Origin of the sequence: Pseudomonas canadensis (genome assembly GCF_000503215.1) — a bacterium.
GTDB lineage: Bacteria > Pseudomonadota > Gammaproteobacteria > Pseudomonadales > Pseudomonadaceae > Aquipseudomonas > Aquipseudomonas canadensis.
Genome location: NZ_AYTD01000001.1, coordinates 422,904 through 448,634, shown reverse-complemented (window position 1 = coordinate 448,634; position 25,731 = coordinate 422,904). Strand labels below are relative to the sequence as shown.

Sequence of the window (25,731 nt, the reverse complement as noted above, 5' to 3'; positions counted from 1 at the left end):
ACAGAATGCCTGCCACTGCGGCACAACCGCTTTAGGAGGCTTTTATTGCAAAGTGTGTTGTTCGATGAACTCTGTCGGTACAACGCCCTCACGGCTGACCAGCCGATTCAGCTCCGAGCGCGGCAATCGAACGGCCAGCAAGCTGACACCTTCTTCGTCGTGTTCTTCTTTCTGTACCGCGCCCAACTCGAAAAACTGTGCACGCAGTCGAGCAAAACGCTGAGGCAAGCGCAAGGTACCAACGAACAAATCGCCGCCGAGCAACTCGGCAATGGCCTGTTCAAGCAACTCAAGGCCACTGCCATCACGTGCCGACAGCCAGACCCGCTGGGGCTTGCCGTTCTCATCGCGCTGGATTTGTGGCTCAACGCCTTCAAGCAAATCGAGTTTGTTATAGACCTCGAGGATCGGCAAGTCCTGGGCACCAATCTCGCCCAGCACCAGCATCACCTGTTCAATCTGCAACATGCGATCCGGTTCGGCCGCATCGATCACGTGCAGCAGCAGGTCGGAATTGCTCGACTCTTCGAGCGTAGACCGAAATGCCTCGACCAGCTTGTGCGGCAAATGACGAATGAAACCCACGGTGTCGGCCAGGACAATCGGCCCCAGGTCGTCCAGATCCAGACGACGCAAAGTCGGGTCGAGGGTGGCGAACAGTTGGTCGGCCGCGTACACGTCCGATTTCGTCACGTTATTGAAGAGTGTGGATTTGCCGGCGTTGGTATAGCCCACCAGGGACACGGTCGGGATATCCGCGCGGGTACGCCCACGGCGCGATTGCTCACGCTGGCTGCGTACCTTCTCGAGGCGACCCTTGATCTGGCGCAGACGAACCCGCAACAGACGTCGGTCGGTTTCGAGCTGGGTTTCACCCGGACCGCGCATGCCGATGCCGCCACCTTGACGCTCAAGGTGAGTCCAGCCGCGGACCAAGCGGGTGCTCATGTGGTCAAGCTGGGCCAGTTCAACCTGGAGCTTGCCCTCATGGGTACGGGCGCGTTGGGCGAAGATATCGAGAATCAGACCGGTACGGTCGATCACGCGACACTCGAAGACACGTTCGAGGTTACGTTCCTGACTGGGCGTGAGGACGTGATTGAAGATCACCAGATCGGCTTCTTCGGCGTGCACCAGGTCGCGCAGTTCCTCGACCTTGCCGCTGCCAATCAGGAATTTGGCGGTTGGCCGATGACGCGGTACGTTAAAAAACGCAACGGTCTCGGCGCCGGCCGAATTTGCCAACTCCTGAAACTCCTGCGGATCTTCGCGCGCCTCAGGGTCCTGTCCATCCAAGTGAACGAGGATTACTCGCTCACCACCACCGTGGCGCTCAAAGAACAAAGGAGACTCCTATCAGGCGTTACCTGGCTCAGCGTCAACTGCATCATCACCTGCTGCGCTAGGCAGACGGATTGGACGAACAGGGACGACTGTCGAGATAGCGTGCTTGTAGACCATCTGGCTGACGGTGTTTTTCAGCAGGATCACGAACTGGTCGAACGACTCGATCGTGCCTTGCAGCTTGATACCGTTGACCAGATAGATGGAAACCCCCACTTTCTCTTTACGTAAAGTATTCAAGTAAGGGTCTTGTAGCGAATGCCCTTTTGACATGTGCCGCACTCCTTTAAGGATCAATAATAAAAAATCGGAAAATAGATAGCTTATGGCCGTCACACCCCCAAGGATAGACGGCAATTGCAAGGACTCAGCTCAATATGGAGACCGTTCCCAAGTATTTCAAGGCGCGTGACAGATTGTCGCTGTCCAGGCTGTCCAGCCAGTGCAAATCGCTCCAGCTGCGCAACCAGGTGAACTGGCGTTTCGCCAATTGGCGCGTGGCAATGATGCCGCGCTCCTGCATTTCGGCTGACGTCAGCTTGCCATCCAGATGATCCCAGACTTGGCGGTAGCCTACGGCACGTATCGAAGGTAACCCTGGATGCAGGTCACCTCTGGAACGCAGAGCTACGACCTCGTCCACAAACCCCTGTTCCAACATAATTGTGAATCTTTGTGCAATTCGATCATGCAGCACCTGGCGATTTGCCGGAGCGATGGCCAGATTCGCCACAGTATAGGGCAATTGTGACGCGCCAGATGCGCCTGCGTCAGCACTTTGCGCACTTTGTTTCAGCCGGTGTTCAGTCATGGTCTGCCCGCTGACACGCCAGACTTCCAGAGCGCGAGTGAGGCGCTGGGGGTCATTGGGGTGAATGCGCGCAGCGGACACCGGGTCCACGGCGGCCAACTGGTCGTGCAAGGCTTGCCAGCCAAGGCGTGCAGCCTCTTCTTCCAGCTCGGCGCGCACTTGGGCGTCGGCCGGCGGCATATCCGCCAGTCCTTCCTGCAAAGCCTTGTAATAGAGCATCGTACCGCCCACCAGCAGCGGAATATTGCCCCGTGCGGTGATGTCGGCCATGGCCGCCAGGGCGTCGCTGCGAAAATCCGCGGCCGAATAGCTCTGCGACGGATCGATGATGTCGATCAGCTTATGCGGGTATTGGGCCAACAGCTCTTTGGAAGGCTTGGCGGTGCCGATGTCCATGTCCCGGTAAACCAGGGCAGAGTCGACACTGATCAGCTCGCACGGCAGCACTTTGGTCAGCTCGATGGCCAGGTCGGTCTTGCCGGCGGCCGTGGGGCCCATCAGAAAGATCGCGGGGGGCAAGGCACTCATCAACGGCCGCGCAAGAACAGTTTGTCCAGATCGTCCAGGCCCATTTGGGTCCAGGTCGGTCGGCCATGGTTGCATTGCCCGCTGCGTTCGGTGTTTTCCATGTCGCGCAGCAGGCCGTTCATTTCCGGCAGGGCTAGGCGACGATTGGCGCGGATGGCGCCGTGGCAGGCCATGGTGCCGAGCAATTCGTTGATGTGCGCCTGAATGCGGTCACTGGTGCCGTATTCCATCAGGTCCGCCAGCACGTCAGCGACCAGGCGGTTGGCCTCGGCCTGTTTGAGCAACGCAGGAATCTGGCGGATGGCCAAGGTTTCCGGGCCCAGGCGCTGCAATTCAAAGCCCAGCTTCTGGAACACGCCGTGGTGTTCTTCGGCACAATCGGCCTCACGCTGACTGACGGCCAGGGATTCCGGCACCAGCAGCGGCTGGCCGCTGAGACCTTCGCTGGCCATGGCGATCTTGAGGCGTTCGTACATGATCCGCTCGTGGGCGGCGTGCATGTCCACCAGCACCAGGCCATGGGCGTTTTCCGCCAGAATGTAGATGCCCTTCAGCTGCGCCAACGCATAGCCCAGCGGCGGGATATCTCCACCGCCTTCCGGCAAGGCCACAGGCGTGCCCGGTTCGGCACCTGGCAGCGGCGCGAAAAACTCGCGGTAAGCCGCCTGGGCTTCAGCCACCGGCACCGCCGATTGAGGGCGCGGCGTATATTGGTATTGATAACCCGAGCCGGCGCCAGCATTCGGCGCGGTATAGGCAGGTTGCGACTGCGGCGATTGCAGCAGGTTGGCCGCCAGGCTCATTTCGCCCTGAGGGCCGAACTCACCGGCTTGCGGGCCACTCGGGCGGACCACGGCCGTCACAATCGGCGCGGACAGCTGATCATCCGGACGTACATCACCCAGCGTGCGGTGCAAGGTGCCATAGAGGAAGTCATGCACCATGCGCCCATCACGGAAGCGTACTTCGTGCTTGGTCGGGTGCACGTTGACGTCTACCACCGACGGGTCGACCTCGAAGAACAGCACAAACGTCGGATGACGCCCGTTGAACAGCACGTCGCGATAGGCCTGGCGCACCGCGTGGGCCACCAGCTTGTCGCGCACCGCACGGCCATTCACAAAGAAATACTGCAAGTCCGCCTGGCTGCGGGAGAAGGTCGGCAAACCGACCCACCCCCACAGGCGCAATCCATTGCGCTCGATTTCAATCGGCAGCGCCTGCTCAAGGAAACCCGGCCCGCAAATCGCCGACACACGGCGAGCGCGCGCGGCGTCATCGTGGGCTTCGTGCAGGCTGAGGATGGTCTTGCCGTTATGCCGCAGGTGGAACGCCACATCGAAGCGAGCCAAAGCCAAGCGCTTGATGACTTCCTGCAGGTGATCGAATTCGGTTTTCTCAGCCTTGAGGAATTTACGCCGCGCCGGGGTGTTGAAGAACAGGTCGCGCACTTCCACCGACGTACCGACGGGATGGGCTGCCGGCTGGACCCGAGGCGCCATGTCGCGACCTTCGGTTTCAACTTGCCAGGCCTGCTCGGCGCTGCGGGTACGGGACGTCAGGGTCAAGCGCGCCACAGAACTGATGGACGCCAGGGCCTCACCACGAAAGCCCAGGCTCATCACCCGCTCAAGGTCTTCCAGGTCGCGAATCTTGCTGGTGGCGTGACGGGCCAGGGCCAGCGGCAGATCGTCGGACGAGATACCGCTGCCATCGTCACGCACGCGCAGCAGCTTGACGCCACCCTGCTCCACGTCGACATCAATGCGCTTGGCGCCGGAGTCGATGCTGTTTTCCAGCAGTTCCTTGATCACCGATGCCGGACGCTCCACAACCTCGCCCGCCGCAATCTGGTTGGCAAGGCGCGGGCTGAGCAGTTCGATGCGTGAGCCGTTATCCAGGATCGAGTCGCTCATTACTGCGCCGCCAATTCGGTGCCAGGGATGGTCAACACCTGGCCGACTTTCAATTCATCGGTCTTCAGGTTGTTGGCGCTGCGCAAGGTAGCGGCCGACACCTGGAAACGCACAGCCAGCATGGCCAGGGTGTCGCCGGGCTGTACGCGATGGTCGCGCGGGCCCTGGGCGATTTTCCCGGAGTCGCGCAGCCAGGCGATGTAGGTGCCCGGTGGCGGATTCTGCTGGAAGAACTGGCGCACACCGGCACTGATGGAACGCGCCAGCGCTTGCTGGTGGCTGGCACTGGCCAGCTTCGAGGCTTCATTGGAGTTGGAGATAAACCCGGTCTCTACCAGGATCGACGGAATATCCGGCGACTTCAACACCATGAATCCTGCTTGTTCCACGCGCTGTTTGTGCAGCGAGGTAACACGGCCGATATTGCTGAGGACTTTCTGACCGACGTTCAAGCTGGACGTCAGCGAAGCGGTCATCGACAAGTCGAGCAGCACGCCGGCGAGCATTTTGTCCTTGTCATCGAGGGAGACGTTGCCGGCCCCGCCGATCAAGTCAGAACGGTTTTCACTGTCGGCCAGCCAGCGCGCGGTTTCGGACGTCGCGCCGCGATCCGACAGAGCGAACACCGAGGCACCGAAGGCCGCAGTAGACGGCGCGGCGTCGGCATGGATCGAGACGAACAGGTCGGCGCCCTTCTTACGTGCGATTTCGGTACGGCCACGCAACGGAATGAAGTAGTCGCCGGTACGGGTCAGCTCAGCGCGATAACCTTTCATCGCGCTGATCTGGCGCTGCAGTTCACGGGCGATCGCCAGTACCACGTCTTTTTCATGCTGGCCGCGTGAGCCGGAGGCGCCCGGGTCTTCACCGCCGTGACCAGCGTCGATCACTACGATGATGTCACGCTTGCCGGCCGGAGCCGGTGGCGGCGGAGGCAGCTTGACCTGCGGTTGCGACGGGTTGACCGGCACCGCCGGCACCGTCGCGACGCTTGGAGGCGGTGCAGGCGGCGGGTTGGCATCGGCGGCGTTGTCGAACAGGTCGACCACCAGTCGGTTGCCGTACTGGGCGTTGGGCGCCAGGGAGAAGCTTTTTGGGGTCACGACCTTTTTCAGGTCGATCACCACACGCAGGTCGGTCGGCGTGCGTTGCGCCGAGCGCATGGCGGTAATCGGGGTGTTGGCGGTGGACACTTTCAACGGCGCGGCCAGGGTCGCACCGTTGATGTCAATCACCAGGCGATCAGGCGACGTCAAGGTAAAGACGCTGTGCTGGACCGGGCCAGACAGGTCGAACACCAGTCGCGTGTTATCCGGCGCTCGCCACAGGCGAACACTTTTCACCTGTGAAGCAGCCAGAGCATTGACAGTCATTGCCGCAAGCAACACCCCCACGACAGCAACCAACGCGCGAAAGCGCATACCTAACCCCACCAATTATTTGAATTCCAATGCCAAAGCGGCGCACCAAGACTGGCCGCGCGTGCTCTGGGGCAACAACTTCAACTGACGTCCATGCTCATGCGGCGTAATGGTAATGGTCATGTCAGGCTTTGGCAAAAAGCCTGTGCCTTTATCTGGCCACTCGATCAGGCACAACGCATCTTCATCGAAGTAATCCCGGATCCCCATGTACTCCAGCTCTTCGGGGTCCACCAGACGATAGAGGTCAAAGTGAAAGGCGCGTACTGCACCGATCTCGTAGGGTTCTACCAGGGTGAACGTAGGGCTTTTTACTGCTCCCGTATGACCCAACCCTCGGATAATCCCTCGGGACAGCGTGGTCTTGCCCGCCCCCAAATCGCCTTCCAGAAAGATCAGCCCGGCTCCGGCCGTCACCTGCGCAATGCGTTGCCCGAACGCTACCATGGCTTCTTCATCAGCCAGGAAAAGGATTAGGTCAGACACGGCGACTGTTCCTCCAGCAATTGACGAATGGCGGGTATCAGGTCGCTGGCGGCCAAGCCGCGACCAAAGGTGCCCTGGCGATCTCCCGCCGTGGCGTGCAACCACACGGCCAGGCAGCTTGCCTCATAAGCCGGCATGCCCTGGGCCAGCAACGCGCCCACCAGACCGGCCAGGACATCACCCAGGCCCGCCGTTGCCATCGCTGGATGGCCCTGGTCACACCGTGAAACACGTCCGTCCGGACTGGCAATCAAAGTTCCAGCCCCCTTGAGGATAGCCACTGCATTGAATGTCTGACTCAACGCGCGCGCCACCTTAAGACGATCGGCCTGAACCTCGGCTGTCGAAATACCCAGCAACCGCGCGGCTTCCCCTGGATGCGGGGTGATCACGCAGTTGGCCGGCAAGCTGACGCCGCCACTGGCAAGTTGGTTCAAGGCGTCGGCATCCCAGACTTGTGGCTGCTTCGCGTTGGAGGCGACGGACAGCAGGCTTTTACCCCAGGACGCGTCACCCAGCCCAGGCCCGATCACAATGACCGAGATCTTTTCCAACAGGCCCATCAGTTGATTGGCCGAACTCACGCCGACGGTCATGACTTCCGGCAAGCGGGCCAAAGCGGCCGACACGTGTTCCAGGCGCGTCGCCAGGGACACCATCCCCGCACCACTGCGCAAGGCACTTTCGGCGCTCAGCAAGGCTGCGCCGCCAAAGCCGCGGTCGCCGCCAATGACTAACAGGTGGCCAAACTGGCCTTTATGGGCGTCCGGGGAACGCGCCGCCAGTTGCGGCAGATGGCCGTGCAAGAGGGGCTGTACGTCGGTTATTGCGTGTTTTGTCTGCGGCATGCGTCTTCAAGCTCCGATGTCTGGCAGAATTATACGCATCTAACCTGTGGTTTCCCGTGTCTCATGCCTGCTATTACGTCCGATCTTCCCGCCCTCGCCCAATCGATCAAAGACTGGGGCCGCGAGCTGGGCTTTCAACAAGTCGGCATCAGCGGCCTGGACCTCGCCGAGCATGAGCAGCACCTGCAACGCTGGCTCGACGCGGGCTACCACGGCGAGATGGACTACATGGGCGCCCACGGCAGCAAACGCTCCCACCCCGACGAACTGGTGCCGGGCACCTTGCGCGTGGTGTCGCTGCGCATGGACTACCTGCCGGGCGATACGCAAATGGCCCAATTGCTGGCCAAGCCGGAAAAAGCCTATATCTCCCGCTACGCCTTGGGCCGCGACTACCACAAGCTGATCCGCAAGCGCGTGCAGCAACTGGCCGACCGCATTCAAGCGCAGATCGGCCCTTTCGGCTTCCGCGCCTTTGTCGACAGCGCGCCTGTGCTGGAAAAAGCCATCGCCGAAAAAGCCGGGCTGGGCTGGATCGGTAAAAACACCCTGGTCCTCAATCGCAAGGCCGGCAGCTATTTCTTCCTCAGCGAACTGTTTGTCGACTTGCCGCTGCCGATCGACGCGCCCCACAGCACCGAACATTGCGGCCGTTGCACTGCTTGCCTGGATATCTGCCCCACCAATGCCTTCGTCGGCCCTTACGTACTGGACGCCCGACGCTGCATTTCCTACCTGACCATCGAGCTGAAGAACGCGATCCCCGAGGAGCTGCGCCCCCTGATCGGCAACCGTGTGTTCGGTTGCGATGACTGTCAGATCGTGTGCCCATGGAATCGTTTCGCCCGCCCTACCGCTGAAAGCGATTTCAAGCCACGCCACAATCTGGATAACGCGGAGTTGGCCGAACTGTTTATGTGGGACGAGGATAAATTCCTAAGCAGCACCGAAGGCTCACCGCTGCGTCGCGCCGGCTACGAGCGCTGGCTGCGCAATCTTGCGGTGGGCCTGGGCAATGCGCCGTCGAGCATTCCAGTGCTGGAAGCCTTGAAGGCGCGCCGGGATTACCCCTCGGAATTGGTACGAGAGCATGTGGAATGGGCGCTGAACCAGCACGCTACGCGCTAGTGCACGTCGTCGTTGTAGACGAACTTGGGCATTTCCCAGTGAAAACGGATCGCCAGCAGCCGCAATAGAAAGCCGCTGAACAGGGTCAGCAGGATCGACTGCTCGCTGGGCAGCTCCAGATAAAGGCAGAGCATGTAGAACCAGGCGGCTAGGAACGACACGCTGGCGTAAAGCTCGCGGCGGAAGATCAGCGGGATATCGTTGCAGAAGATGTCTCGCAGGATGCCACCGAAAACTCCAGTGATCACACCACTGACCGACGCCACCAGCATGCCGTGGCCCATCTCCAACGCGGTCATGCAACCAATCAGGGTGAACGCCACCAGGCCCACGGCGTCCAGCGCCAGGAACAACGAGCGCAGACGACGCATCAGCGGTGCGATAAAGATCGTCACCAGTGCGGCAATCGAGGTCAGCACCAGGTACTCCGGGTGTTTGACCCAGGTCAGCGGGTAATGCCCGAGCAGCACGTCGCGCACCGATCCACCGCCCAACGCTGTGACGCAGGCGATCAGCACTACACCAAACCAGTCCATGCCGCGCCGCCCGGCCGACAGCGCGCCGGTCATGGCTTCGGCAGTGATGGCGATGAGGTAGAGCATCAGCAGCATGATGGCGATCCTTGCAAAGAGGCCGGCAGTCTAATCATTTGCTGATGGCACCAAAAGAGGGCAAGCCATTATCTGCCGCAAACTCGATCCTGTGGCGTCCGGCTTGCCGGCGATGGCGATCTTTGGGGCGCCATCGCCGGCAAGCCGGGCTCCTACAGGATGACGGTCATCAAGCCTTGATGAAATGCTTGCGGTAATGCTGCAGCTCGGCAATCGACTCGCGGATATCGTCCAACGCCAGGTGAGTGCTGCCTTTATGGAAGCTGTCTTTGACTTCCGGCGCCCAACGCGCGGCCAGCTCTTTAAGCGTGGACACATCCAGGTTGCGGTAGTGGAAGTAGCTTTCCAGCGCCTTCATGTGCGTATAAAGGAAACGACGGTCCTGGCAGATGCTGTTGCCGCAGATCGGCGACTTGCCCTTAGGCACCCACTTTTCCAGGAAGGCGATGGTTTCGGCTTCGGCTTCGGCCATGCTGACGCGGCTGTCGCGCACGCGCTGGGTCAGGCCGGAGTTACCGTGGGTGCGGGTGTTCCACTCGTCCATGGTGGCGAGCACGGCGTCGCTGTGGTGGATGGCGATCACCGGACCTTCGGCCAAGGTGTTGAGGTTGCTGTCGGTGACAATCGTCGCCATCTCGATGATGACATCGGTGTCGGGGTTCAGACCGGTCATTTCCAGATCGATCCAAATCAGGTTCTGTGGGTTTTGCATGGCTTGATTCTCTTGGCACCTTGGCGTAGCTGCGCAGTTTAGCAGGCGGGGGCGTGCTAGACTCGCCACCGTTTTACCCAACCTTTGCATTATCGACACGGAACACCAATGGCCAAACGCCAGCTCAATCGTCGCCAAAACTGGCGCATCGAAAAGATTCAAGGTGAACGCGCCGCTCGCGCCGCCAAACGTGAATCCTCCGCCGTAGAAGCGCTTGAAGGCGGCGACCTGGGCCCCGAGCAAACGGGCCTGGTGATCGCGCACTTTGGTGTGCAGGTCGAGGTCGAGGCGCTGGAAGGCGAACTCGCAGGCTCGGTCTCCCGTTGCCACTTGCGCGCCAACCTGCCGGCGCTGGTCACCGGCGACAAAGTGGTCTGGCGCGCCGGCAACCAGGGCATCGGCGTGATCGTTGCCCAGTTGCCACGTACCACCGAACTGCGTCGCCCGGACAGCCGCGGCCAACTCAAGCCGGTGGCGGCCAACGTCGACATGATCGTCATCGTGTTCGCGCCGCTGCCGGAGCCGCATGCCAACCTGATCGACCGCTACCTGGTCGCAGCCGAGCACGCTGGCATTCGCCCACTGTTGCTGTTGAACAAATTCGACCTGATCGACGAGCAAAACGCTCCCGCGCTGAATGCCTTGCTGGCGGTATACCGCACGCTCGGCTACCCGGTGCTGGAAGTTTCGGCGCATCACGGCAATGGCATGGAACAGCTGCAACAGCAGTTGGACGGGCGCATCAGCGTGTTTGTCGGCCAGTCGGGCGTGGGCAAATCCTCGCTGGTCAACAGCCTGCTGCCGGAAGTCGACACCCGTGTGGGCCCGCTGTCGGAACTGTCCGGCCAGGGCACCCACACCACCACCACCGCGCGGTTGTTCCATTTCCCCGGCGGCGGTGAGTTGATCGACTCCCCAGGCATCCGCGAATTCGGCCTTGGCCACGTCAGCCGCAGCGATGTGGAAGCGGGCTTTATCGAGTTCAACGACCTGATCGGCACTTGCCGCTTCCGCGACTGCAAACACGACCGCGAGCCGGGCTGTGCGTTGCTCAAGGCGCTGGAGGATGGGCGTGTGCAGCAGCAACGGATGAATAGCTATCGGTCGATTATTGCGAGTTTGCCGGAGAGCAGTTACTAAACCACCGCCGCTGTAGGAGCGAGCTTGCCCGCGAAGAACACACAGACGACGTGGGCATCCTGGATGAACGCGTTATCGTTGACGCTTTCGCGAGCAAGCTCACTCCTACAGGCAGGTATAAAAAGGCCGCGATCATCGCGGCCTTTTTATGTGTAAAGCTTACGAACCCGTACCCGGCACCGTAGGATCCTTCACCCCACCATCATCAAACAAATTCAGCTTCTGGCGCAGCTCATGCGCCGGCAGAGGCTCTTGCCCTGGCGGAATGGCGTTCGGGTCGACCGGTACTTCACCCGGTGCGCCTGCACCTTGGGTGGGTTGCGGCGCTGGCGGCTGATCACCCTCAATCGCACGCTGGGCCTTTTTGGTCAGCACTACGATGTCGATCCGGCGGTTGACCGGGTTGAACGGGTCTTGATGATCAAACAACTGCGATGAAGCGAAGCCCACGACACGCGCCACTTGCGGGTCCGGATAGCTGCCGGCTACCAGCGCGCGGCGAGCGGCATTGGCGCGGTTGGCCGAGAGTTCCCAGTTGCCGAAGTCACCCTGGCCTGCGTACGGCTTGGCGTCGGTGTGGCCGCTGATGCTGATCTTGTTCGGCACTGCCTTGATGGTGTCGGCCATGGCCAGCAGGATGTCTTCAAAGTACGGCTTCAAGCGTGCACTGCCGGAGTCGAACATCGGCCGGTTGGCCGCGTCGGTGATCTGGATACGCAAACCTTCAGGCGTGATCTCGAAGGAAATCTGGTCCTTGAATTTCAGCAGTTGCGGGTTTTCCTCAACCTTGGTCTGCAGTTCTTGCAGCAACAGTTCAAGGCGCTCCTGCTCGACCTGTTCGGCCATGGACTCGACCGTGTCGCGCTCGATCGGGATTTTTTCCTGGGGCGATTCGGTCTGCACTTCCGGGTTGATGGTGCGCTCAGGCGCCAACTGCGGCGAACCGCCCAGGTCGATAACGAAGGGCGTGCCGCTTTCCGAGAAACCAATCGGGTCTTTGAAGTAACCGGCGATGGCGATCTTCTGTTCCGGCGTGGCGGTGGACATCAGCCACAACACCAGAAAGAACGCCATCATCGCCGTCGCAAAGTCGGCGAAGGCGATTTTCCAGGCGCCGCCATGGTGCCCCGCAGCGAAGCGCTTGACGCGCTTGATGATTATCGGCTGGTTGTTTTCCATGGCTTAGCGACCGCGAACCGCTTGTTCCAGCTCGGCGAAGCTTGGGCGATGTTTCGGGTACAGCACCTTGCGGCCGAATTCCACCGCCAGCGACGGCGGCATGCCGGAGGCTGAGGCGACCAAGCTGGCCTTGATCGATTCGTACAGGTTGATTTCTTCCTTGGCGTCATGGGCCAGGGAGGTGGCCAGCGGGCCGAAGAAGCCGTAGGCCGCGAGAATACCGAAGAAGGTTCCGACCAGTGCCGCACCGACGTGCATACCGATGGCAGCCTGGTCGCCCTCACCCAGGGACGCCATGGTCACCACAATACCGAGTACCGCCGCAACGATACCGAACCCCGGCATACCGTCAGCGATCCCTGTCACGGCGTGGGAGGGATGCTCCAGCTCTTCTTTAAGGCTGAACAATTCCATGTCGAACAGACCTTCCAGCTCATGGGGGGCCATGTTGCCGGAGGACATGATGCGCAGGTAGTCACAGATGTAGGCGGTCATGCGCTCATCTTTGAGCACGGCCGGGTACTTGGCGAAAATCGGGCTGGCGGCGGCATCTTCGATGTCAGCCTCGATGGCCATCATGCCTTCGCGGCGGCTTTTGTTGAGGATCTCGTAGACCAGGCCCAGAACCTCCAGATAGAAGGTGTGGGTGAAGCGCGAACCGAACATGCCCAGGGACTTCTTGACCACGTGCATGGTCATGTAGCCGGGGTTGGCCTGCAAGAATGCGCCGAACGCCGCACCACCGATGATCAGCACTTCGAAGGGCTGGATCAACGCAGCAATTTTACCGTGGGACAGGACGTAGCCACCGAGCACGCTTGCGATGACGACGATGATGCCGATAATTTTAGCCATAGGGGATGAGTACTTGCGCCGTCGGGTTCATGGACATATTGGGTGTAGCAGAAAACTCTTGTTCTACTTATCGGCAAAACTGCGCCAGACTATAGCCCGTTAAGGCGAAAAGCCAGTTCGGCCCGCTCCGGGCGTGTAGACCGCAAGTGATGATCGCGCCCCTATCATGGCTAATGAAACGACAGTGCCAACTGCAAAACCGACCTCTCTCGCCGCTTGGGTCAAGCGCCTGGACGATGTGCTGCTGCCTGTGCCCCAGGCCAGCCACGACCGTGTGTGCAAAGGCATCCGCGACAGCCGCAGTTCATTGCGAGATATTGCCGAGCTGATGCAAAGCAGCCCGGCGCTCGTGCTCAGCGTGATGCGCGAGGCCAACAGCCACACCCATGGCAGCCTGGCGGAACCGGCGGAAAACCTCGAAGTCGCGCTCAATCGCCTGGGCCTCAAGCGCGCCGAAGAACTGCTGGCACGCCTGCCGTCGGTGCCGGCCAACGAGATTCCCGTGGCGTTGCGCCAATTGTTGCTGGTGAGCCAGCACGCGTCGCAACAAGCCAACGGTTTGTTCGGCAGCCGCCTGGCGCGACTGTGGCAGGACATTCACTGGGGCAGCCTGCTGTTTCTGTCGCCGCTGTGGCCGATGGCGGTCGCCTACCCCAAACTCCTCGAAGAATGGGAACTGCGGGTGATCCACAAAGGCCAATCGGCGCGCGAGGTCGAGCAAGCGTTGTTCGGCGTGCGCTTGCTGGACCTGTGCGTCGCCCTGACAGAAGCCTGGCACTTACCGATCTGGGTATCCCAGGGCTACAAGCTGCTGATGAGCGAGAAACGCTTGCTGGTCAAGGCGCTGCACATCACCCGCGAGGACGACCCATTGCGCCACCAGCAATTGCTCGACGCCGAACCCAATCTGCGCCGCTGGTTGAACCAGCCGGCCAACACCGTGCTGCTGGCCAACGGCCTGGCGATGTCGGCCCAGGAGTCCTGGACCTGCCCGCACACCGAACGCTGGCAATTGCTCACTGCGCTGTACCTGCAACAGCCTTTGGGCGAGGTGCAGCAACTGGTCCACCAACAGGCTGTCACCAGCGCCCGCACCGCCTTGATGCCCGACCTCTGGCACCCGGCGCTGTCGCTGATCTGGCCGTGGCATGTACAGAAGATTCATCGCGGCCTGCTCCCAGCGCCGCCGCCCACTGCCGAGGCCCTGGCCGTGTGGCGCAAGCGCTGCACCGAGCTGCTGGTAGAGCCTAGCCGCTTTGCCAACGCCATGCACCTGACCACCTGCGCCAAGGAGGCCCTGGTGGCCAGTGGTATGCAGCGGGTCATGTTGTTGATGGCTGACCGCGCCATGAGCACCTTGCGTGTGCACCAGGCCGATGGCCTGCCCAAGGATGCGGCCAATTTGAGCCTGGATGTGGTCAACAGTACGTTGCTGCAGCGCTTGCTGGAAAAGTCCGCCCAAGTACGCCTCAACCCTGAAAACCACGCGCAGTTTTCGGCTTTGCTGCCGCCGATCCTGCGCCGCCTGTTCACCGGCGAACACCTGTTGCTGCGCTCCTTGAGCTGCAATGGCAAGGTGGTGATGCTGATGGTGGCCGACCAGGGCGGCGGGCCGTTCTCGGAAACCACCGTGCAGGCCTTCGGCAAAACTGCCCAATGCATCGAGAAAGCCCTGCACTGCTTTACCAACCGCAGCGCCTGATGCTTGCGCTACAATCGCCGTCTTTTATCGCCAACATTTGTGCCCAGGAGACCTCACATGCCTGACTTCTCTGGCTTGCCGCTGGTGATCGAATCCAGCGACCTGCTTGGTCGCCTCGATGCCGAACACCTGATACTGGTGGACCTCACCAGTGCCGCCCGCTACGCCGAAGGGCATATCCCCGGCGCGCATTTCGTTGACCCCAAGCGCACCCAACTGGGCCAGCCGCCGGCGCCCGGCCTGCTGCCCAACAAGGCTGATCTTGAGAAACTGTTCGGCGAACTGGGTCATACCCCGGACGCCACCTACGTGGTCTACGACGACGAAGGCGGCGGCTGGGCCGGACGATTCATCTGGATGCTCGACGTGATCGGCCACCAGAAGTACCACTACCTGGACGGCGGCCTGCTGGCCTGGCTGGAAGAAAAGCACCCGGTCTCGACCGAGGTGCCCGCCCCCGTCGGCGGCCCGGTCAGCCTCACGCTGCACGACGGCCCCACCGCCACCCGCGAATACCTGCAAAGCCGCTTGGGCGCTGCCGACCTGGGCATCTGGGACGCACGCGGTCCGCTGGAGTACTCCGGCGAGAAGGTCCTCGCAGCCAAAGGCGGACACATCCCCGGCGCGGTGAACTTCGAATGGACCGCCGGCATGGACAAGACGCGCAACCTGCGTATCCGCCGTGACATGCCGCAGATCCTCGAAGACCTCGGGCTGACCCGCGACAAAGAAATCATCACCCACTGCCAGACTCACCACCGCTCTGGCTTCACCTACCTGGTGGCCAAGGCGCTCGGTTATCCGCGAGTCAAAGGTTATGCCGGTTCCTGGGGCGAATGGGGCAACCACCCCGACACCCCCGTCGAGATTTAAGGTTTAAGGACAGTTATGAAAAAGCAGTTGTTTATCCTCAGCCAGTACTTGCTGCCGCACCACTTGCTGTCGCGCCTGGCCGGTTGCGTTGCCGAGTGCCGCGTGCGCTGGTTCAAAAATGCGTTCACCACGTGGTTCGCCAAGCGTTATCAAGTGGACATGTCCCAAGCCCTGGTTGAGGACCTGACCGCTTACGAGCACTTCAATGCCTTCTTCACCCGCGCCCTGAAAGACGGCGCGCGCCCACTGGATCAAACCCCAGGCGCGGTGTTGAGCCCTGCCGATGGTGCGGTCAGCCAACTGGGCCCGATCGAGCATGGCCGGGTGTTCCAGGCCAAGGGCCACAGCTTCAGCGTGCTGGAGTTGCTAGGTGGTGATTCGGCCGTAGCAGCGCCGTTCATGGGTGGTGATTTCGCCACCATCTATCTGTCGCCGAAGGACTACCACCGGGTGCACATGCCGCTGGCCGGCACGCTGCGTGAGATGGTCTACATCCCGGGTCGCATCTTCTCGGTGAACCAGACTACCGCTGAAAACGTACCTGAACTGTTCGCGCGCAACGAGCGCGTTGCCTGCATTTTCGACACCGAACGCGGCCCGATGGCCGTGGTATTGGTGGGCGCGATGATCGTCGCGTCGATTGAAACCGTATGGGCCGGCCTGGTGACACCGCCGAAGCGCGAGCTGAAAACCTTCCGCTACGACGAGGCTGCACGTGCGCCGATTCATCTGGAAAAAGGTGCGGAGTTGGGTCGCTTCAAGCTGGGTTCGACCGCAATCGTACTGTTCGGGCCGGATCAGGTGAAGTGGGCTGAAGAACTGGCCGCTGGTACTCCGGTACAGATGGGCCAAGGCATCGCCGCACCTAAAGCCTGATCGACACAGACCCTGTAGGAGCGAGCTTGCTCGCGAAGAACTCAAGAACACCGCGGGCATCCAGAATGCCCGTGTAATCGTTGACGATTTTCGCGAGCAAGCTCGCTCCTACAGGGGGTGGCGTGACGGCCTAAAGCTGGCCGTCGCGGTCGCGGAAGCCCAGCAGATACAGCACGCCATCGAGCCCCAGCGTCGAAATCGCCTGCTTGGCCGACTGTTTCACCAGCGGCTTGGCACGGAACGCCACACCCAACCCGGCGATCGCCAGCATCGGCAGGTCATTCGCACCGTCGCCGACCGCAATGGTCTGTTCCAGACGCAACCCTTCCTTGTGGGCCAACTCCTTCAACAGGTCCGCCTTGCGCTGCGCGTCAACAATCGGCTCCACGGCCACGCCGGTCACCTTGCCATCCACCACTTCCAGCTCATTGGCGAACACGTAGTCAATGCCCAGCTTGGCCTGCAATTGCTTGGCGAAGTAGGTGAAGCCACCCGACAGGATCGCGGTCTTGTAACCCAGGCGCTTGAGTTCGGCGAACAGGGTCTCGGCGCCTTCGGTCAGGCGCAGGGAGGCGCCGATGGAGTCCAGCACGCTCACATCCAGACCTTTGAGCAGCGCGAGGCGCTCCTTGAAGCTGGCGCGGAAATCCAGCTCACCGGCCATGGCGCGCTCGGTGATTTCGGAAACCTGCTCGCCCACACCGGCGGCTTTGGCCAACTCGTCGATGACTTCAGCCTCGATCAGCGTGGAGTCCATGTCGAACACCGCCAGACGGCGGTTGCGGCGGAACAGCGAGTCTTCCTGGAACGCGATATCGACATTCAGCTCCTGGGCCACGCTGAGGAACTCGGCGCGGAGGGCTTGCGGGTCGGCCGGTTCACCGCGCACGGAGAACTCGATGCAGCCCTTGCCTTTGTCGGCCGGGGTGTCCAGCGGCATACGACCCGACAGACGGTCAATATGGTCGATATTCAGGCCGTATTGCGCAGTAATGGAGCTGACGCGCTGCAACTGTTCGGCGGTGACCTTGCGGGTCAGCAGCGTCACGATGTGGCGTTTCTTGCCCTGGCCGGCGACCCATTGCTGGTAGTCCTCTTCGGAGACCGGGGTGAAACGCACCTGTTGATCCAGCTTGTACGCCGTAAACAGGATGTCCTTGAGCACCGAAGACGCCTGTTCAGTGCTCGGGATCTCGACCAGGATGCCGAAGGACAAGGTGTCGTGGATCACCGCCTGACCGATGTCGAGAATGTTCACACCACCCTGGGCCAGAACACCGGTAATGGCTGCGGTCAGACCTGGGCGGTCTTCCCCCGTGATGTTTATCAGGACAATTTCGCGCAAGGCGCACCCCCAGGCTGGAAAAAAACCGCATTCTACCCACTTTCAGTGACCATCGGGCACAGCCAGCGCTTTGCCGGTTCTAGGGCTGTCGCTATACTGCGCGTCAACTTCACGGACCAAGAGCCGAGCGCAAGTGAACCGGCCCACGCCAGTAAAAACCGATAATTTCTTCCTGCTGATCTTCCGGGCACTGCGCCACCGCCGTGTACCGATCGCATTACGCATCGCCAGCCATAACGTGATCCTGGTCGCCCTGGCCCTGGTGATCTACGCCTGCGTGATGGGTTTGCAGTTCAAACAGGCCATGCATGAGCAAGCCGACGCCCTGGGCGAGAGCTTGACCACCCAGACCGCCACCTCGGCGACTGAGTTGTTGGTGTCCAATGACATCCTCAGCCTCAACGTGCTGCTCAACAACCTGACCAAGAACCCGCTGGTGGCCCACGCCGCCATCTACAGCGTGGACAACCGGATCATGGCCGAAGCCGGGCAACGCCCGAAAAACGGCCTGCTGGGTGAAGCCGAAGGTCTCTACCAGAGCAATATTACGTTTCAGGATGTGAAGGCCGGCCAACTGCGCATCAGCCTGGACATGCAGCAATTCCAGCAGCCGATGACCATCAGCCTGCAAAGCATGGGCATCTTGAGCGCGATCCTGCTGGCACTGGCGTTGGCGTTGAGTCTGCGCCTGGGTCGACACATCTCCACGCCACTGATGCAGTTGCGCATCTGGCTGCGCGATATCGACGAACACACCCCGGCCACTGAACGCCAGGATGAGATCGGTGACCTCGCCCGCCAGTTGCACGCCAGTTTCGCCCCGGAACCGGTGGTGCGCGAAGTAGAGCCAGAGCCTGAGTTCGACGAAACAGACTACGACGACGAGCCTGCGTTTGAAGTGCAAGAAGCGCCGGTAGCGGGCCTGAAGCCTGCCACCCGCCAGGCGTTCAAAGCCGAAGAAGACGAGCTGGACGACGAAGACCCCTTCGCCGACCTGCGCGACACCTCGGCCAGCGAACCGGCCGTCGCACCGAAGCCAGTTCCGGTGAAGAACACCGAACCCCAGTTCAGCGCCGTATTGGCTGTGCAACTGGGCGCTCAGGACCAGCTGCGTCGCCTGCCCCGCGCACGCCTGACCGAGCTGCTGGAGCGCTACCGCGACTGCCTCGACCAGGCCGCTTCGCTGTACCAGAGCGAGCTGCACACCCTGAACGACGGCAGCACGCTGATGCTGTTCCACAGTGAAGACAGCGGCGAAGACTACCTGACCAACGCCATCTGCTGCGGCGAGTTGCTTCGCGCCCTGGGCCATGCCCTGCAGATCGAAGTGGCCGACAGTGGCATCACGCTGCAACTGCAGTTGGGCCTGACGGTGAGCGATGACCTGTTTGGCATGAGCCAGATCGACCTGCTGCTCACCGAAAGCGCCCAAGACGCCCTGGCGCTGTCGCAGCACAGCCGCAACCTGTTGCTGGTGGAACGTAAGATCAGTGAAGACACACTGATCCGCCAGCGCGCACGCATCCGCCCGATTGCCAGCCCAGAGGGTGCAAGCTGTGTGGAGCGGTTGATGGAGCCGTATCCCTCGATGCTGGAGCGGCAGTTGGCGCGGATGCACGAGACCCGCAAGCCCTGATCTTATGTAGGAGCCGGCTTGCCGGCGATGGCCATATCACCATCACCACCGGCCTCGACGACCTTATCGCCGGCAAGCCGGCTCCTACAGGGATCGGGTTTACAGCCAATAAAAAGGCCCGCTGAATCAGCGGGCCTTTTTTGTATCTGCGATTCAGATCAGAACCTGAACACTTCCATATCCGTGCGAATCGGCGTCGCCATTGGCATCTTCGGCTTCTGCGGTTCTGCCGGCTTAGCCTGCGCCGGGGCGCTCTGCTTGCGCGGCGCTTCGGCAATCGGCGGTTGGTTGGCCAATGGCTTGAGGGCCACCGACAACTGCTGTGCCAGATGTTGCAACAACACGCCCTGGGCCTGGACCTGGGACGCGGTGGTGCCGGTGTGCTGCTCCTGCAGGTGCACGATGCGGTTATCGCGTACCTGGCCACGACGATCGATCAAGCGCCATTGCGCATCGAGAATCGCCGGCTGCGACGTACCGGAGTCAAGACGGGTGATCGTCAGCAACACCTGCACGTCCGGAGTAAACCCGGTCGGCGCGGGCGCCAGCACCACACGCTGGCTGTCCAGCTGACCTGCGACCTGACGCAACATCAATTGGTTGATGTCGGACGACAAACTGCCCGCCCAACGACCATCGGTGGAACCTTGCAGGCTGCCGTCGTTCTGACGTTGTAGAAGGGTTTCGCGCTGCAGGTAGTCGGCGACAACTACCGGGCCCAGCAAGACGGCCATGCCGGCGGTCTGTGCAGGTTGAGCCGGACTTCCGCTGTCCAGCTGGTACAGCGACACCGGTTGATGTGTGCTGCAACCCGCCAGCCCCAAAAGGCCAGCGAGCACGAAAAATAAAGGAAGGCGTGGAGCAGTCATCATCCCATCCAGGTGGCTGCCACAAGGCGAACCACAATGTAATACTAAAAATAACCTAAACACGCTCGGCCACGCCGGCGCTGGAAAGGCCATATCATCCGTGAATATGCGCCATGACTCCAGCGCCAAAGCGTCGATCTACGCGTTAAATCGTAGATCGAGGGCTCTAATACGCGTTAAACCGGCGTTTCCACCAGCAAAGCATCCACGCGCTGGAAGCCACGAGGCAATTTGTTACCACGCCGACCGCGCTCACCCTTGTAATGCTCAAGGTCGTCAGGACGCAACGACAGGGTACGTTTACCGGCCTGAAGCACCAACGTCGCGCCTTCCGGGATCACTGCGATGTCGGTCACATACTCTTCGCGACTGGCCACTCGCTCGCCGGGAATGCCAATGATCTTGTTGCCCTTGCCTTTGCCCAACTGCGGCAGGTCGCTGATCTTGAATACCAGCAAACGCCCCTCGGTGGTCACCGACGCCAGCCAGTTGCTCTCTCGGTCGTCCACCGGCCGCGGCAGGATCACCTTGGCGTTGTTAGGCAAGCTCAGCAGAGCCTTGCCCGCCTTGTTCTTGGCCTGCAGGTCTTCACCTTTCACCACAAACCCGTAGCCCGCGTCGGAGGCGATCACGTACAGCGCATCGTCGTCCGGCAGCAGCACGCACTCGAAATTCGCCCCTGGCGGCGGCGTCAGGCGCCCGGTCAATGGCTCACCCTGCCCCCGTGCAGACGGCAAGGTGTGGGCCGGTACCGAATAACTGCGCCCGGTGGAATCGATAAACACCGCAAACTGGTTGGAACGCCCGGCGGCAGCGGTCTTGAACCCGTCACCCGCCTTGTACGACAAGCCAGTGGCGTCAATATCATGCCCTTTGGCGGAGCGAACCCAACCCTTTTCCGACAGAACGACGGTAATTTTCTCGTTTGGCAGCAACTCGGTTTCTGTCAGCGCTTTCGCTTCTGCGCGCTGCACGATCGGCGAACGACGGTCATCGCCGTAGGTTTCGGCGTCTTTGATCAGCTCGCTGCGCACCAGCTTCTTCAGCTTGGCTTCGCTGCCCAGCAGCGCTTGCAGCTTGGCTTGCTCCTTGAGCAGCGCGTCCTGTTCGTCGCGCAGCTTCATTTCTTCCAGTCGCGCCAACTGACGCAAGCGGGTGTCGAGGATGTAGTCAGCCTGAATCTCGCTCAACTCGAAACGCGCAATCAACTCGGCTTTCGGGTGCTCGGCGGTACGGATGATGTGGATCACTTCATCCAGGTTGAGGTAGGCAATCAGCAAGCCGTCCAACAGGTGCAGGCGTCGCTCGACCTTATCCAGGCGGAATTGGAGGCGGCGACGCACGGTGTTGACCCGGAACTCCAGCCACTCCACCAGCAGGTTGCGCAGGTTTTTCAGCTGCGGCTTGCCGTCCAGGCCGATGATGTTGACGTTGACCCGGTAGCTGGACTCCAGGTCCGTGCTGGCAAACAGATGCTGCATCAGCACTTCGTGGTCGACCCGGCTGTTGGTCGGGATGATCACAATGCGGCAAGGGTTTTCGTGGTCGGATTCGTCACGCAGGTCGGCAACCTGCGGCAATTTCGACGGTTTGGCCTGCATCAGCGCGGCGATCTGCTCCAGCACCTTGGCACCGGACACCTGGTGCGGCAACGCGGTGACGATAATGTCGCCATCTTCGATGTGGTAAACAGCGCGCATACGCACCGAACCCTTGCCGGTTTCGTACATCTTCAGCAGGTCGGCGCGCGGCGTGATGATTTCCGCTTCGGTCGGGTAATCCGGCCCCTGGATGTGCTCGCAGAGCTGTTCTACCGTGGCTTTGGGCTCATCGAGCAAGCGCACGCAGGCGGTGGCGACTTCACGCAGGTTATGCGGCGGCACGTCAGTGGCCATACCCACAGCAATACCGGTGGTGCCATTGAGCAGGATGTTCGGCAAACGTGCCGGCAACACCAGCGGCTCGTCGAGGGTGCCGTCGAAATTAGGCCCCCAGTCGGCGGTGCCCTGGCCCAATTCGCTCAGCAGGACTTCCGAATAACGCGACAGACGCGCTTCGGTGTATCGCATCGCAGCGAACGATTTGGGATCGTCCGGCGCACCCCAGTTGCCCTGGCCGTCTACCAGTGTGTAGCGATAGCTGAACGGCTGCGCCATCAGCACCATCGCTTCGTAGCAGGCTGAATCGCCGTGGGGGTGGAACTTACCGAGCACGTCACCGACGGTACGCGCCGACTTCTTGTGCTTGGAATCAGCGTCCAGGCCCAACTCACTCATGGCGTAGATGATGCGCCGTTGTACGGGCTTGAGGCCGTCGCCGATATGCGGCAAGGCACGGTCCATGATCACGTACATGGAGTAGTTGAGGTAGGCATTTTCGGTGAAGTCAGCCAGCGACCGGCGTTCTACGCCATCTAAGCTGTCTGCGAGGATGTCACTCATGCGGGCCTCATCATGGTCGGGTAAGGTGCTGCGGAACTGCCGCTGCACCGGGTCAATTCAAAAAAACAGGGGCTCATGGGCGAGCGCTCCAGCCACCGACAGGGGCGGCGAAACGATAGACCACGGGGCGCTTTTCACCATCGGCACGCGGGCCGAAATTGTTGTCGATGCCCAGCCAGGCACCGTCGGCGTCCACCACCAAGGCTTCTGCCAGGCCATAGGGCTGAGGATAACGCCGCTCGGGCGTCAGGGTCTCGTCGGCAAACGACCAGCACAGTTCGACCTTGGCCGTGACCGCATCACGCCGGCAAATCTGGAACGCATTGCGCTCCAGGGTAAACAGCTTGCCGTTGAACAGCGCCAGGTCGGCGAAGTCCTTGGACACCGCCTTGGGGTTCGGGAACTGGGCCGGTTGCACTTCCTGGCCGGCTTCGCTCAACAATACGCAGGGGCCGTCACAATCCCACAGGCTTTGCGGACGCTTGATCGAAATTAGCCCCCGTCGTTCGCGCTCGGCTGCCAGCCAAATCTGATTGCCTTCGGGATTGATCGCGAGGCCTTCAAACAAGGCGTTGAAGTGCAGCAACATGCCGCTGGCCCGCGCTTCACGCACCATGCCCGGCGCGATCTTCAACCACTCAGGCGAACCCGTCACCGGCACTTGCAGCACCGCCGCATGGGCTTCGCTGACTACGTAGCGGTTGCCGGCGGCATCGCAGGTGATGCCTTCAAAGTCCAAATCGCCACCGCGAATGAACGATGCAGCCTTGGTGCGCGAGCGCAAACCCCACGGCAGTCCGGATTCCGGCACCGGTGGCACGTCGATCTTTACCGCCTCGGCCTGCCAGGTTGGCGCACTGACATCCAGGCGGTAAATCTGGTCGTCATCGCGGTCGGAAACCGTCCACAACTCCTTGCCACACAAGGCCAGGCCCGACAGGTTGCCGCCGCGCATGCCGTCCACCGGGTGTTCGGACATCAGCTTTAGCTCAGCCACGGGCGCGGCAACTACCGTGGTAGCCACCAACCCGCTCAACATCAGGATCGCCAGGGCGAAACCTGTGCGCATCAGCCCAGAACCTCGGCCAGGTTGCCTTTGGACTCCAGCCAGGACTTACGGTCAGGCGCGCGTTTCTTCGCCAGCAGCATGTCCATCATTTCCGACGTGGCGGCGTAGTCTTCCAAGGTCAACTGCACCAGGCGCCGGGTATTCGGGTCCATGGTGGTTTCGCGCAGCTGCGGCGGGTTCATTTCACCCAGGCCCTTGAATCGCGTGACCTGTGGCTTGCCGCGTTTCTTCTCGGCGACCAGGCGATCGAGGATGCCATCGCGCTCGGCTTCGTCCAGGGCGTAGTAAATCTCCTTGCCCAGGTCGATCCGATATAACGGCGGCATGGCAACGTAGACGTGACCGGCATCCACCAACGGGCGGAAGTGCTGAACGAACAACGCGCACAGCAGCGTGGCGATGTGCAGGCCGTCGGAGTCGGCGTCGGCGAGGATGCAGATCTTGCCGTAGCGCAGTTGGCTCATGTCCGCTGCGCCGGGATCAACGCCAATGGCCACGGCGATGTTGTGCACCTCCTGGCTGGCCAGGACTTCGCTGCCATCGACTTCCCAGGTGTTGAGGATCTTGCCGCGCAACGGCAGGATCGCCTGGAATTCCTTGTCCCGCGCTTGCTTGGCGGAACCGCCGGCGGAGTCACCTTCCACCAGGAACAGCTCGGAGCGCATCGGGTCTTGCCCGGCGCAATCGGCCAGCTTGCCGGGCAATGCCGGGCCCTGGGTGATGCGCTTGCGCTCGACCTTCTTGCTGGCCTTCAGACGACGACCGGCGTTGTTGATCGCCAACTCCGCCAGGGCCAGGCCCAATTCAGGATGCTCGTTGAGCCACAGGCTGAAGGCATCCTTGACCACGCCGGAGACAAACGCCGCCGCCTCGCGGGACGACAGGCGCTCTTTGGTCTGGCCGGAGAACTGCGGCTCCTGCATTTTCATCGACAGCACGAACGCGATGCGCTCCCACACGTCTTCCGGCGCCAGCTTCACACCGCGCGGCAGCAGGCTGCGGTATTCGCAGAATTCGCGCATGGCATCCAGTAAGCCCTGGCGCAAACCGTTGACGTGGGTGCCGCCCTGGGCCGTCGGGATCAGGTTGACGTAGCTTTCCTGCACGCTGTCGCCACCTTCCGGCAACCACAGCAGCGCCCAGTCCACAGCTTCTTTATTACCGGCCAAACTGCCGCAGAACGGCTCGTTGGGCAGGCGCTCGAAGTCGCTGACGGAGTCTTCCAGGTACGAACGCAGGCCGTCTTCATAGTGCCACTCGACCTTCTCACCGGTGCCTTTGTCTTCAAAAGTCACCAGCAGGCCTGGGCACAGTACAGCCTTGGCCTTGAGCACGTGCTTGAGGCGGCTGATGGAGAATTTTGGCGAATCGAAGTATTTCGGATCCGGCGCAAAGTACACGCTGGTGCCGGTGTTGCGCTTGCCCACGGTGCCGATTACTTCCAGGTCGGTGGCTTTGTAGCCATCGGCGAAGGTCATCTGGTACTCGTTGCCGTCGCGCTTGACCTTGACCCGCACCAGCGTGGACAAGGCGTTGACCACCGAAATACCCACGCCATGCAGGCCGCCGGAGAACTGGTAGTTCTTGTTGGAGAACTTGCCGCCCGCATGGAGCTTGGTGAGGATCAGCTCGACGCCCGACACACCCTCTTCCGGGTGGATGTCCACCGGCATGCCGCGACCATCGTCGGACACTTCCAGGGAGTGGTCAGCGTGGAGAATGACATGCACCGACTTGGCGTGGCCGGCCAGGGCTTCATCGACGCTGTTGTCGATGACTTCCTGGGCAAGGTGGTTCGGCCGACTGGTGTCGGTGTACATGCCGGGGCGTTTGCGCACCGGGTCGAGGCCCGAGAGGACTTCGATGGCGTCGGCGTTATAAGAGCTAGCGCTGGGAGTGGCCATGGGGTCTCGTCGTGAGTCGTTCGATTAAAAAGTGACC

22 protein-coding genes are annotated in these 25,731 nt (G+C 61.4%); 6 read left to right on the top strand and 16 right to left on the bottom strand.

Going from position 1 to position 25,731, the window contains the following annotated elements; all coding sequences use genetic code 11:
- Positions 1-42 precede the first annotated feature (42 nt).
- The 7 genes from hflX to U367_RS0101905 all read right to left on the bottom strand — a co-directional run bounded on the left by hflX (position 43) and on the right by U367_RS0101905 (position 7,354).
- On the bottom strand, positions 43-1,344 hold the full coding sequence (gene hflX, locus U367_RS0101935; RefSeq protein ID WP_016976905.1) for a ribosome rescue GTPase HflX: 1,302 nt from the start codon (positions 1,342-1,344) through the stop codon (positions 43-45).
- Between the two features lie 12 nt (positions 1,345-1,356).
- Positions 1,357-1,617, bottom strand: a complete 261-nt coding sequence (gene hfq, locus U367_RS0101930) for an RNA chaperone Hfq (protein WP_028615514.1) — start codon at positions 1,615-1,617, stop codon at positions 1,357-1,359.
- Positions 1,618-1,711: 94 nt separating this feature from the next.
- On the bottom strand, positions 1,712-2,683 hold the full coding sequence (miaA, locus tag U367_RS0101925) for a tRNA (adenosine(37)-N6)-dimethylallyltransferase MiaA (RefSeq protein ID WP_028615513.1): 972 nt from the start codon (positions 2,681-2,683) through the stop codon (positions 1,712-1,714).
- A complete protein-coding gene (gene mutL / locus U367_RS0101920; RefSeq protein ID WP_032864089.1) occupies positions 2,683-4,599 on the bottom strand; it encodes a DNA mismatch repair endonuclease MutL in 1,917 nt (638 codons plus the stop codon). Before mutL ends, miaA begins: the two co-directional genes overlap by 1 nt.
- Positions 4,599-6,020, bottom strand: a complete 1,422-nt coding sequence (locus tag U367_RS0101915; protein ID WP_028615511.1) for an N-acetylmuramoyl-L-alanine amidase — start codon at positions 6,018-6,020, stop codon at positions 4,599-4,601. Before U367_RS0101915 ends, mutL begins: the two co-directional genes overlap by 1 nt.
- Before the next feature lie 15 nt (positions 6,021-6,035).
- The gene (gene tsaE, locus U367_RS0101910; protein WP_028615510.1) at positions 6,036-6,506 is read right to left on the bottom strand and encodes a tRNA (adenosine(37)-N6)-threonylcarbamoyltransferase complex ATPase subunit type 1 TsaE; all 471 of its coding nucleotides are present in this window, start codon (positions 6,504-6,506) and stop codon (positions 6,036-6,038) included.
- Positions 6,494-7,354 carry an NAD(P)H-hydrate dehydratase gene (locus tag U367_RS0101905; protein WP_028615509.1) on the bottom strand — a complete coding sequence of 287 codons (861 nt, stop codon included), beginning with the start codon at positions 7,352-7,354 and terminating at the stop codon, positions 6,494-6,496. Before U367_RS0101905 ends, tsaE begins: the two co-directional genes overlap by 13 nt.
- A 63-nt stretch (positions 7,355-7,417) precedes the next feature.
- Between U367_RS0101905 and queG the strand changes: the two genes are divergently transcribed.
- The gene (gene queG, locus U367_RS0101900; protein ID WP_028615508.1) at positions 7,418-8,482 is read left to right on the top strand and encodes a tRNA epoxyqueuosine(34) reductase QueG; all 1,065 of its coding nucleotides are present in this window, start codon (positions 7,418-7,420) and stop codon (positions 8,480-8,482) included.
- Here the strand turns inward: queG and U367_RS0101895 are convergent.
- Positions 8,479-9,096, bottom strand: coding sequence for a trimeric intracellular cation channel family protein (locus U367_RS0101895; RefSeq protein ID WP_174890954.1), 618 nt, complete (start codon positions 9,094-9,096; stop codon positions 8,479-8,481). The genes queG and U367_RS0101895 overlap by 4 nt on opposite strands.
- A 166-nt stretch (positions 9,097-9,262) precedes the next feature.
- On the bottom strand, positions 9,263-9,805 hold the full coding sequence (gene orn, locus U367_RS0101890) for an oligoribonuclease (protein ID WP_010563317.1): 543 nt from the start codon (positions 9,803-9,805) through the stop codon (positions 9,263-9,265).
- Positions 9,806-9,913: 108 nt separating this feature from the next.
- Between orn and rsgA the strand changes: the two genes are divergently transcribed.
- Positions 9,914-10,945: a small ribosomal subunit biogenesis GTPase RsgA gene (rsgA, locus tag U367_RS0101885; RefSeq protein ID WP_003171340.1), complete on the top strand. Its 1,032-nt coding sequence runs from the start codon at positions 9,914-9,916 to the stop codon at positions 10,943-10,945.
- A 159-nt stretch (positions 10,946-11,104) separates the two neighbouring features.
- On the opposite strand, the gene motB is transcribed toward rsgA, so the two are convergent.
- A complete protein-coding gene (gene motB, locus U367_RS0101880; protein WP_028615506.1) occupies positions 11,105-12,124 on the bottom strand; it encodes a flagellar motor protein MotB in 1,020 nt (339 codons plus the stop codon).
- A gap of 3 nt (positions 12,125-12,127) precedes the next feature.
- Positions 12,128-12,979: a flagellar motor stator protein MotA gene (motA, locus tag U367_RS0101875; RefSeq protein ID WP_016976894.1), complete on the bottom strand. Its 852-nt coding sequence runs from the start codon at positions 12,977-12,979 to the stop codon at positions 12,128-12,130.
- 166 nt (positions 12,980-13,145) lie between these two features.
- Here motA and U367_RS0101870 point away from each other — a divergent pair, with 166 nt between their 5' ends.
- Genes U367_RS0101870 through asd form a run of 3 tightly spaced genes read left to right on the top strand, consistent with a single transcriptional unit; the run spans position 13,146 to position 16,430 of the window.
- Positions 13,146-14,681: an HDOD domain-containing protein gene (locus U367_RS0101870; RefSeq protein ID WP_028615505.1), complete on the top strand. Its 1,536-nt coding sequence runs from the start codon at positions 13,146-13,148 to the stop codon at positions 14,679-14,681.
- A gap of 57 nt (positions 14,682-14,738) precedes the next feature.
- Positions 14,739-15,554: a rhodanese-like domain-containing protein gene (locus U367_RS0101865; protein WP_028615504.1), complete on the top strand. Its 816-nt coding sequence runs from the start codon at positions 14,739-14,741 to the stop codon at positions 15,552-15,554.
- 15 nt (positions 15,555-15,569) lie between these two features.
- Entirely contained in the window at positions 15,570-16,430 is an 861-nt protein-coding gene (gene asd / locus U367_RS0101860) for an archaetidylserine decarboxylase (protein ID WP_028615503.1), read from the top strand.
- A 130-nt stretch (positions 16,431-16,560) separates the two neighbouring features.
- Here asd and serB read toward each other — a convergent pair whose 3' ends face one another.
- Positions 16,561-17,775: a phosphoserine phosphatase SerB gene (gene serB / locus U367_RS0101855; protein ID WP_028615502.1), complete on the bottom strand. Its 1,215-nt coding sequence runs from the start codon at positions 17,773-17,775 to the stop codon at positions 16,561-16,563.
- 133 nt (positions 17,776-17,908) lie between these two features.
- Between serB and U367_RS0101850 the strand changes: the two genes are divergently transcribed.
- Positions 17,909-19,411: an AhpA/YtjB family protein gene (locus U367_RS0101850; protein WP_028615501.1), complete on the top strand. Its 1,503-nt coding sequence runs from the start codon at positions 17,909-17,911 to the stop codon at positions 19,409-19,411.
- Positions 19,412-19,569: 158 nt separating this feature from the next.
- On the opposite strand, the gene U367_RS0101845 is transcribed toward U367_RS0101850, so the two are convergent.
- The 4 genes from U367_RS0101845 to parE form a co-directional block, all read right to left on the bottom strand.
- On the bottom strand, positions 19,570-20,280 hold the full coding sequence (locus U367_RS0101845; RefSeq protein ID WP_028615500.1) for a PqiC family protein: 711 nt from the start codon (positions 20,278-20,280) through the stop codon (positions 19,570-19,572).
- A gap of 176 nt (positions 20,281-20,456) precedes the next feature.
- Positions 20,457-22,721 carry a DNA topoisomerase IV subunit A gene (gene parC / locus U367_RS0101840; protein WP_028615499.1) on the bottom strand — a complete coding sequence of 755 codons (2,265 nt, stop codon included), beginning with the start codon at positions 22,719-22,721 and terminating at the stop codon, positions 20,457-20,459.
- Positions 22,722-22,794: 73 nt separating this feature from the next.
- Positions 22,795-23,790, bottom strand: a complete 996-nt coding sequence (locus U367_RS0101835) for an esterase-like activity of phytase family protein (protein WP_028615498.1) — start codon at positions 23,788-23,790, stop codon at positions 22,795-22,797.
- Positions 23,790-25,694 (bottom strand): DNA topoisomerase IV subunit B, encoded by a 1,905-nt coding sequence (gene parE / locus U367_RS0101830; protein ID WP_028615497.1) that lies wholly within the window; start codon positions 25,692-25,694, stop codon positions 23,790-23,792. The genes U367_RS0101835 and parE overlap by 1 nt, the downstream gene beginning before the upstream one ends.
- Positions 25,695-25,731: the final 37 nt, after the last annotated feature.

Excerpts from the sequence above, each read along its gene's own strand:
- hfq (WP_028615514.1), bottom strand. The coding sequence starts at position 1,617 with ATGTCAAAAGGGCATTCGCTACAAGACCCTTACTTGAATACTTTACGT.
- miaA (WP_028615513.1), bottom strand. The coding sequence starts at position 2,683 with ATGAGTGCCTTGCCCCCCGCGATCTTTCTGATGGGCCCCACGGCCGCC.
- mutL (WP_032864089.1), bottom strand. The coding sequence starts at position 4,599 with ATGAGCGACTCGATCCTGGATAACGGCTCACGCATCGAACTGCTCAGC.
- U367_RS0101915 (WP_028615511.1), bottom strand. The coding sequence starts at position 6,020 with ATGCGCTTTCGCGCGTTGGTTGCTGTCGTGGGGGTGTTGCTTGCGGCA.
- U367_RS0101905 (WP_028615509.1), bottom strand. The coding sequence starts at position 7,354 with ATGCCGCAGACAAAACACGCAATAACCGACGTACAGCCCCTCTTGCAC.
- queG (WP_028615508.1), top strand. The coding sequence starts at position 7,418 with ATGCCTGCTATTACGTCCGATCTTCCCGCCCTCGCCCAATCGATCAAA.
- orn (WP_010563317.1), bottom strand. The coding sequence starts at position 9,805 with ATGCAAAACCCACAGAACCTGATTTGGATCGATCTGGAAATGACCGGT.
- rsgA (WP_003171340.1), top strand. The coding sequence starts at position 9,914 with ATGGCCAAACGCCAGCTCAATCGTCGCCAAAACTGGCGCATCGAAAAG.
- motB (WP_028615506.1), bottom strand. The coding sequence starts at position 12,124 with ATGGAAAACAACCAGCCGATAATCATCAAGCGCGTCAAGCGCTTCGCT.
- motA (WP_016976894.1), bottom strand. The coding sequence starts at position 12,979 with ATGGCTAAAATTATCGGCATCATCGTCGTCATCGCAAGCGTGCTCGGT.
- U367_RS0101870 (WP_028615505.1), top strand. The coding sequence starts at position 13,146 with ATGGCTAATGAAACGACAGTGCCAACTGCAAAACCGACCTCTCTCGCC.
- U367_RS0101865 (WP_028615504.1), top strand. The coding sequence starts at position 14,739 with ATGCCTGACTTCTCTGGCTTGCCGCTGGTGATCGAATCCAGCGACCTG.
- asd (WP_028615503.1), top strand. The coding sequence starts at position 15,570 with ATGAAAAAGCAGTTGTTTATCCTCAGCCAGTACTTGCTGCCGCACCAC.
- U367_RS0101845 (WP_028615500.1), bottom strand. The coding sequence starts at position 20,280 with ATGACTGCTCCACGCCTTCCTTTATTTTTCGTGCTCGCTGGCCTTTTG.
- parC (WP_028615499.1), bottom strand. The coding sequence starts at position 22,721 with ATGAGTGACATCCTCGCAGACAGCTTAGATGGCGTAGAACGCCGGTCG.
- U367_RS0101835 (WP_028615498.1), bottom strand. The coding sequence starts at position 23,790 with ATGCGCACAGGTTTCGCCCTGGCGATCCTGATGTTGAGCGGGTTGGTG.
- parE (WP_028615497.1), bottom strand. The coding sequence starts at position 25,694 with ATGGCCACTCCCAGCGCTAGCTCTTATAACGCCGACGCCATCGAAGTC.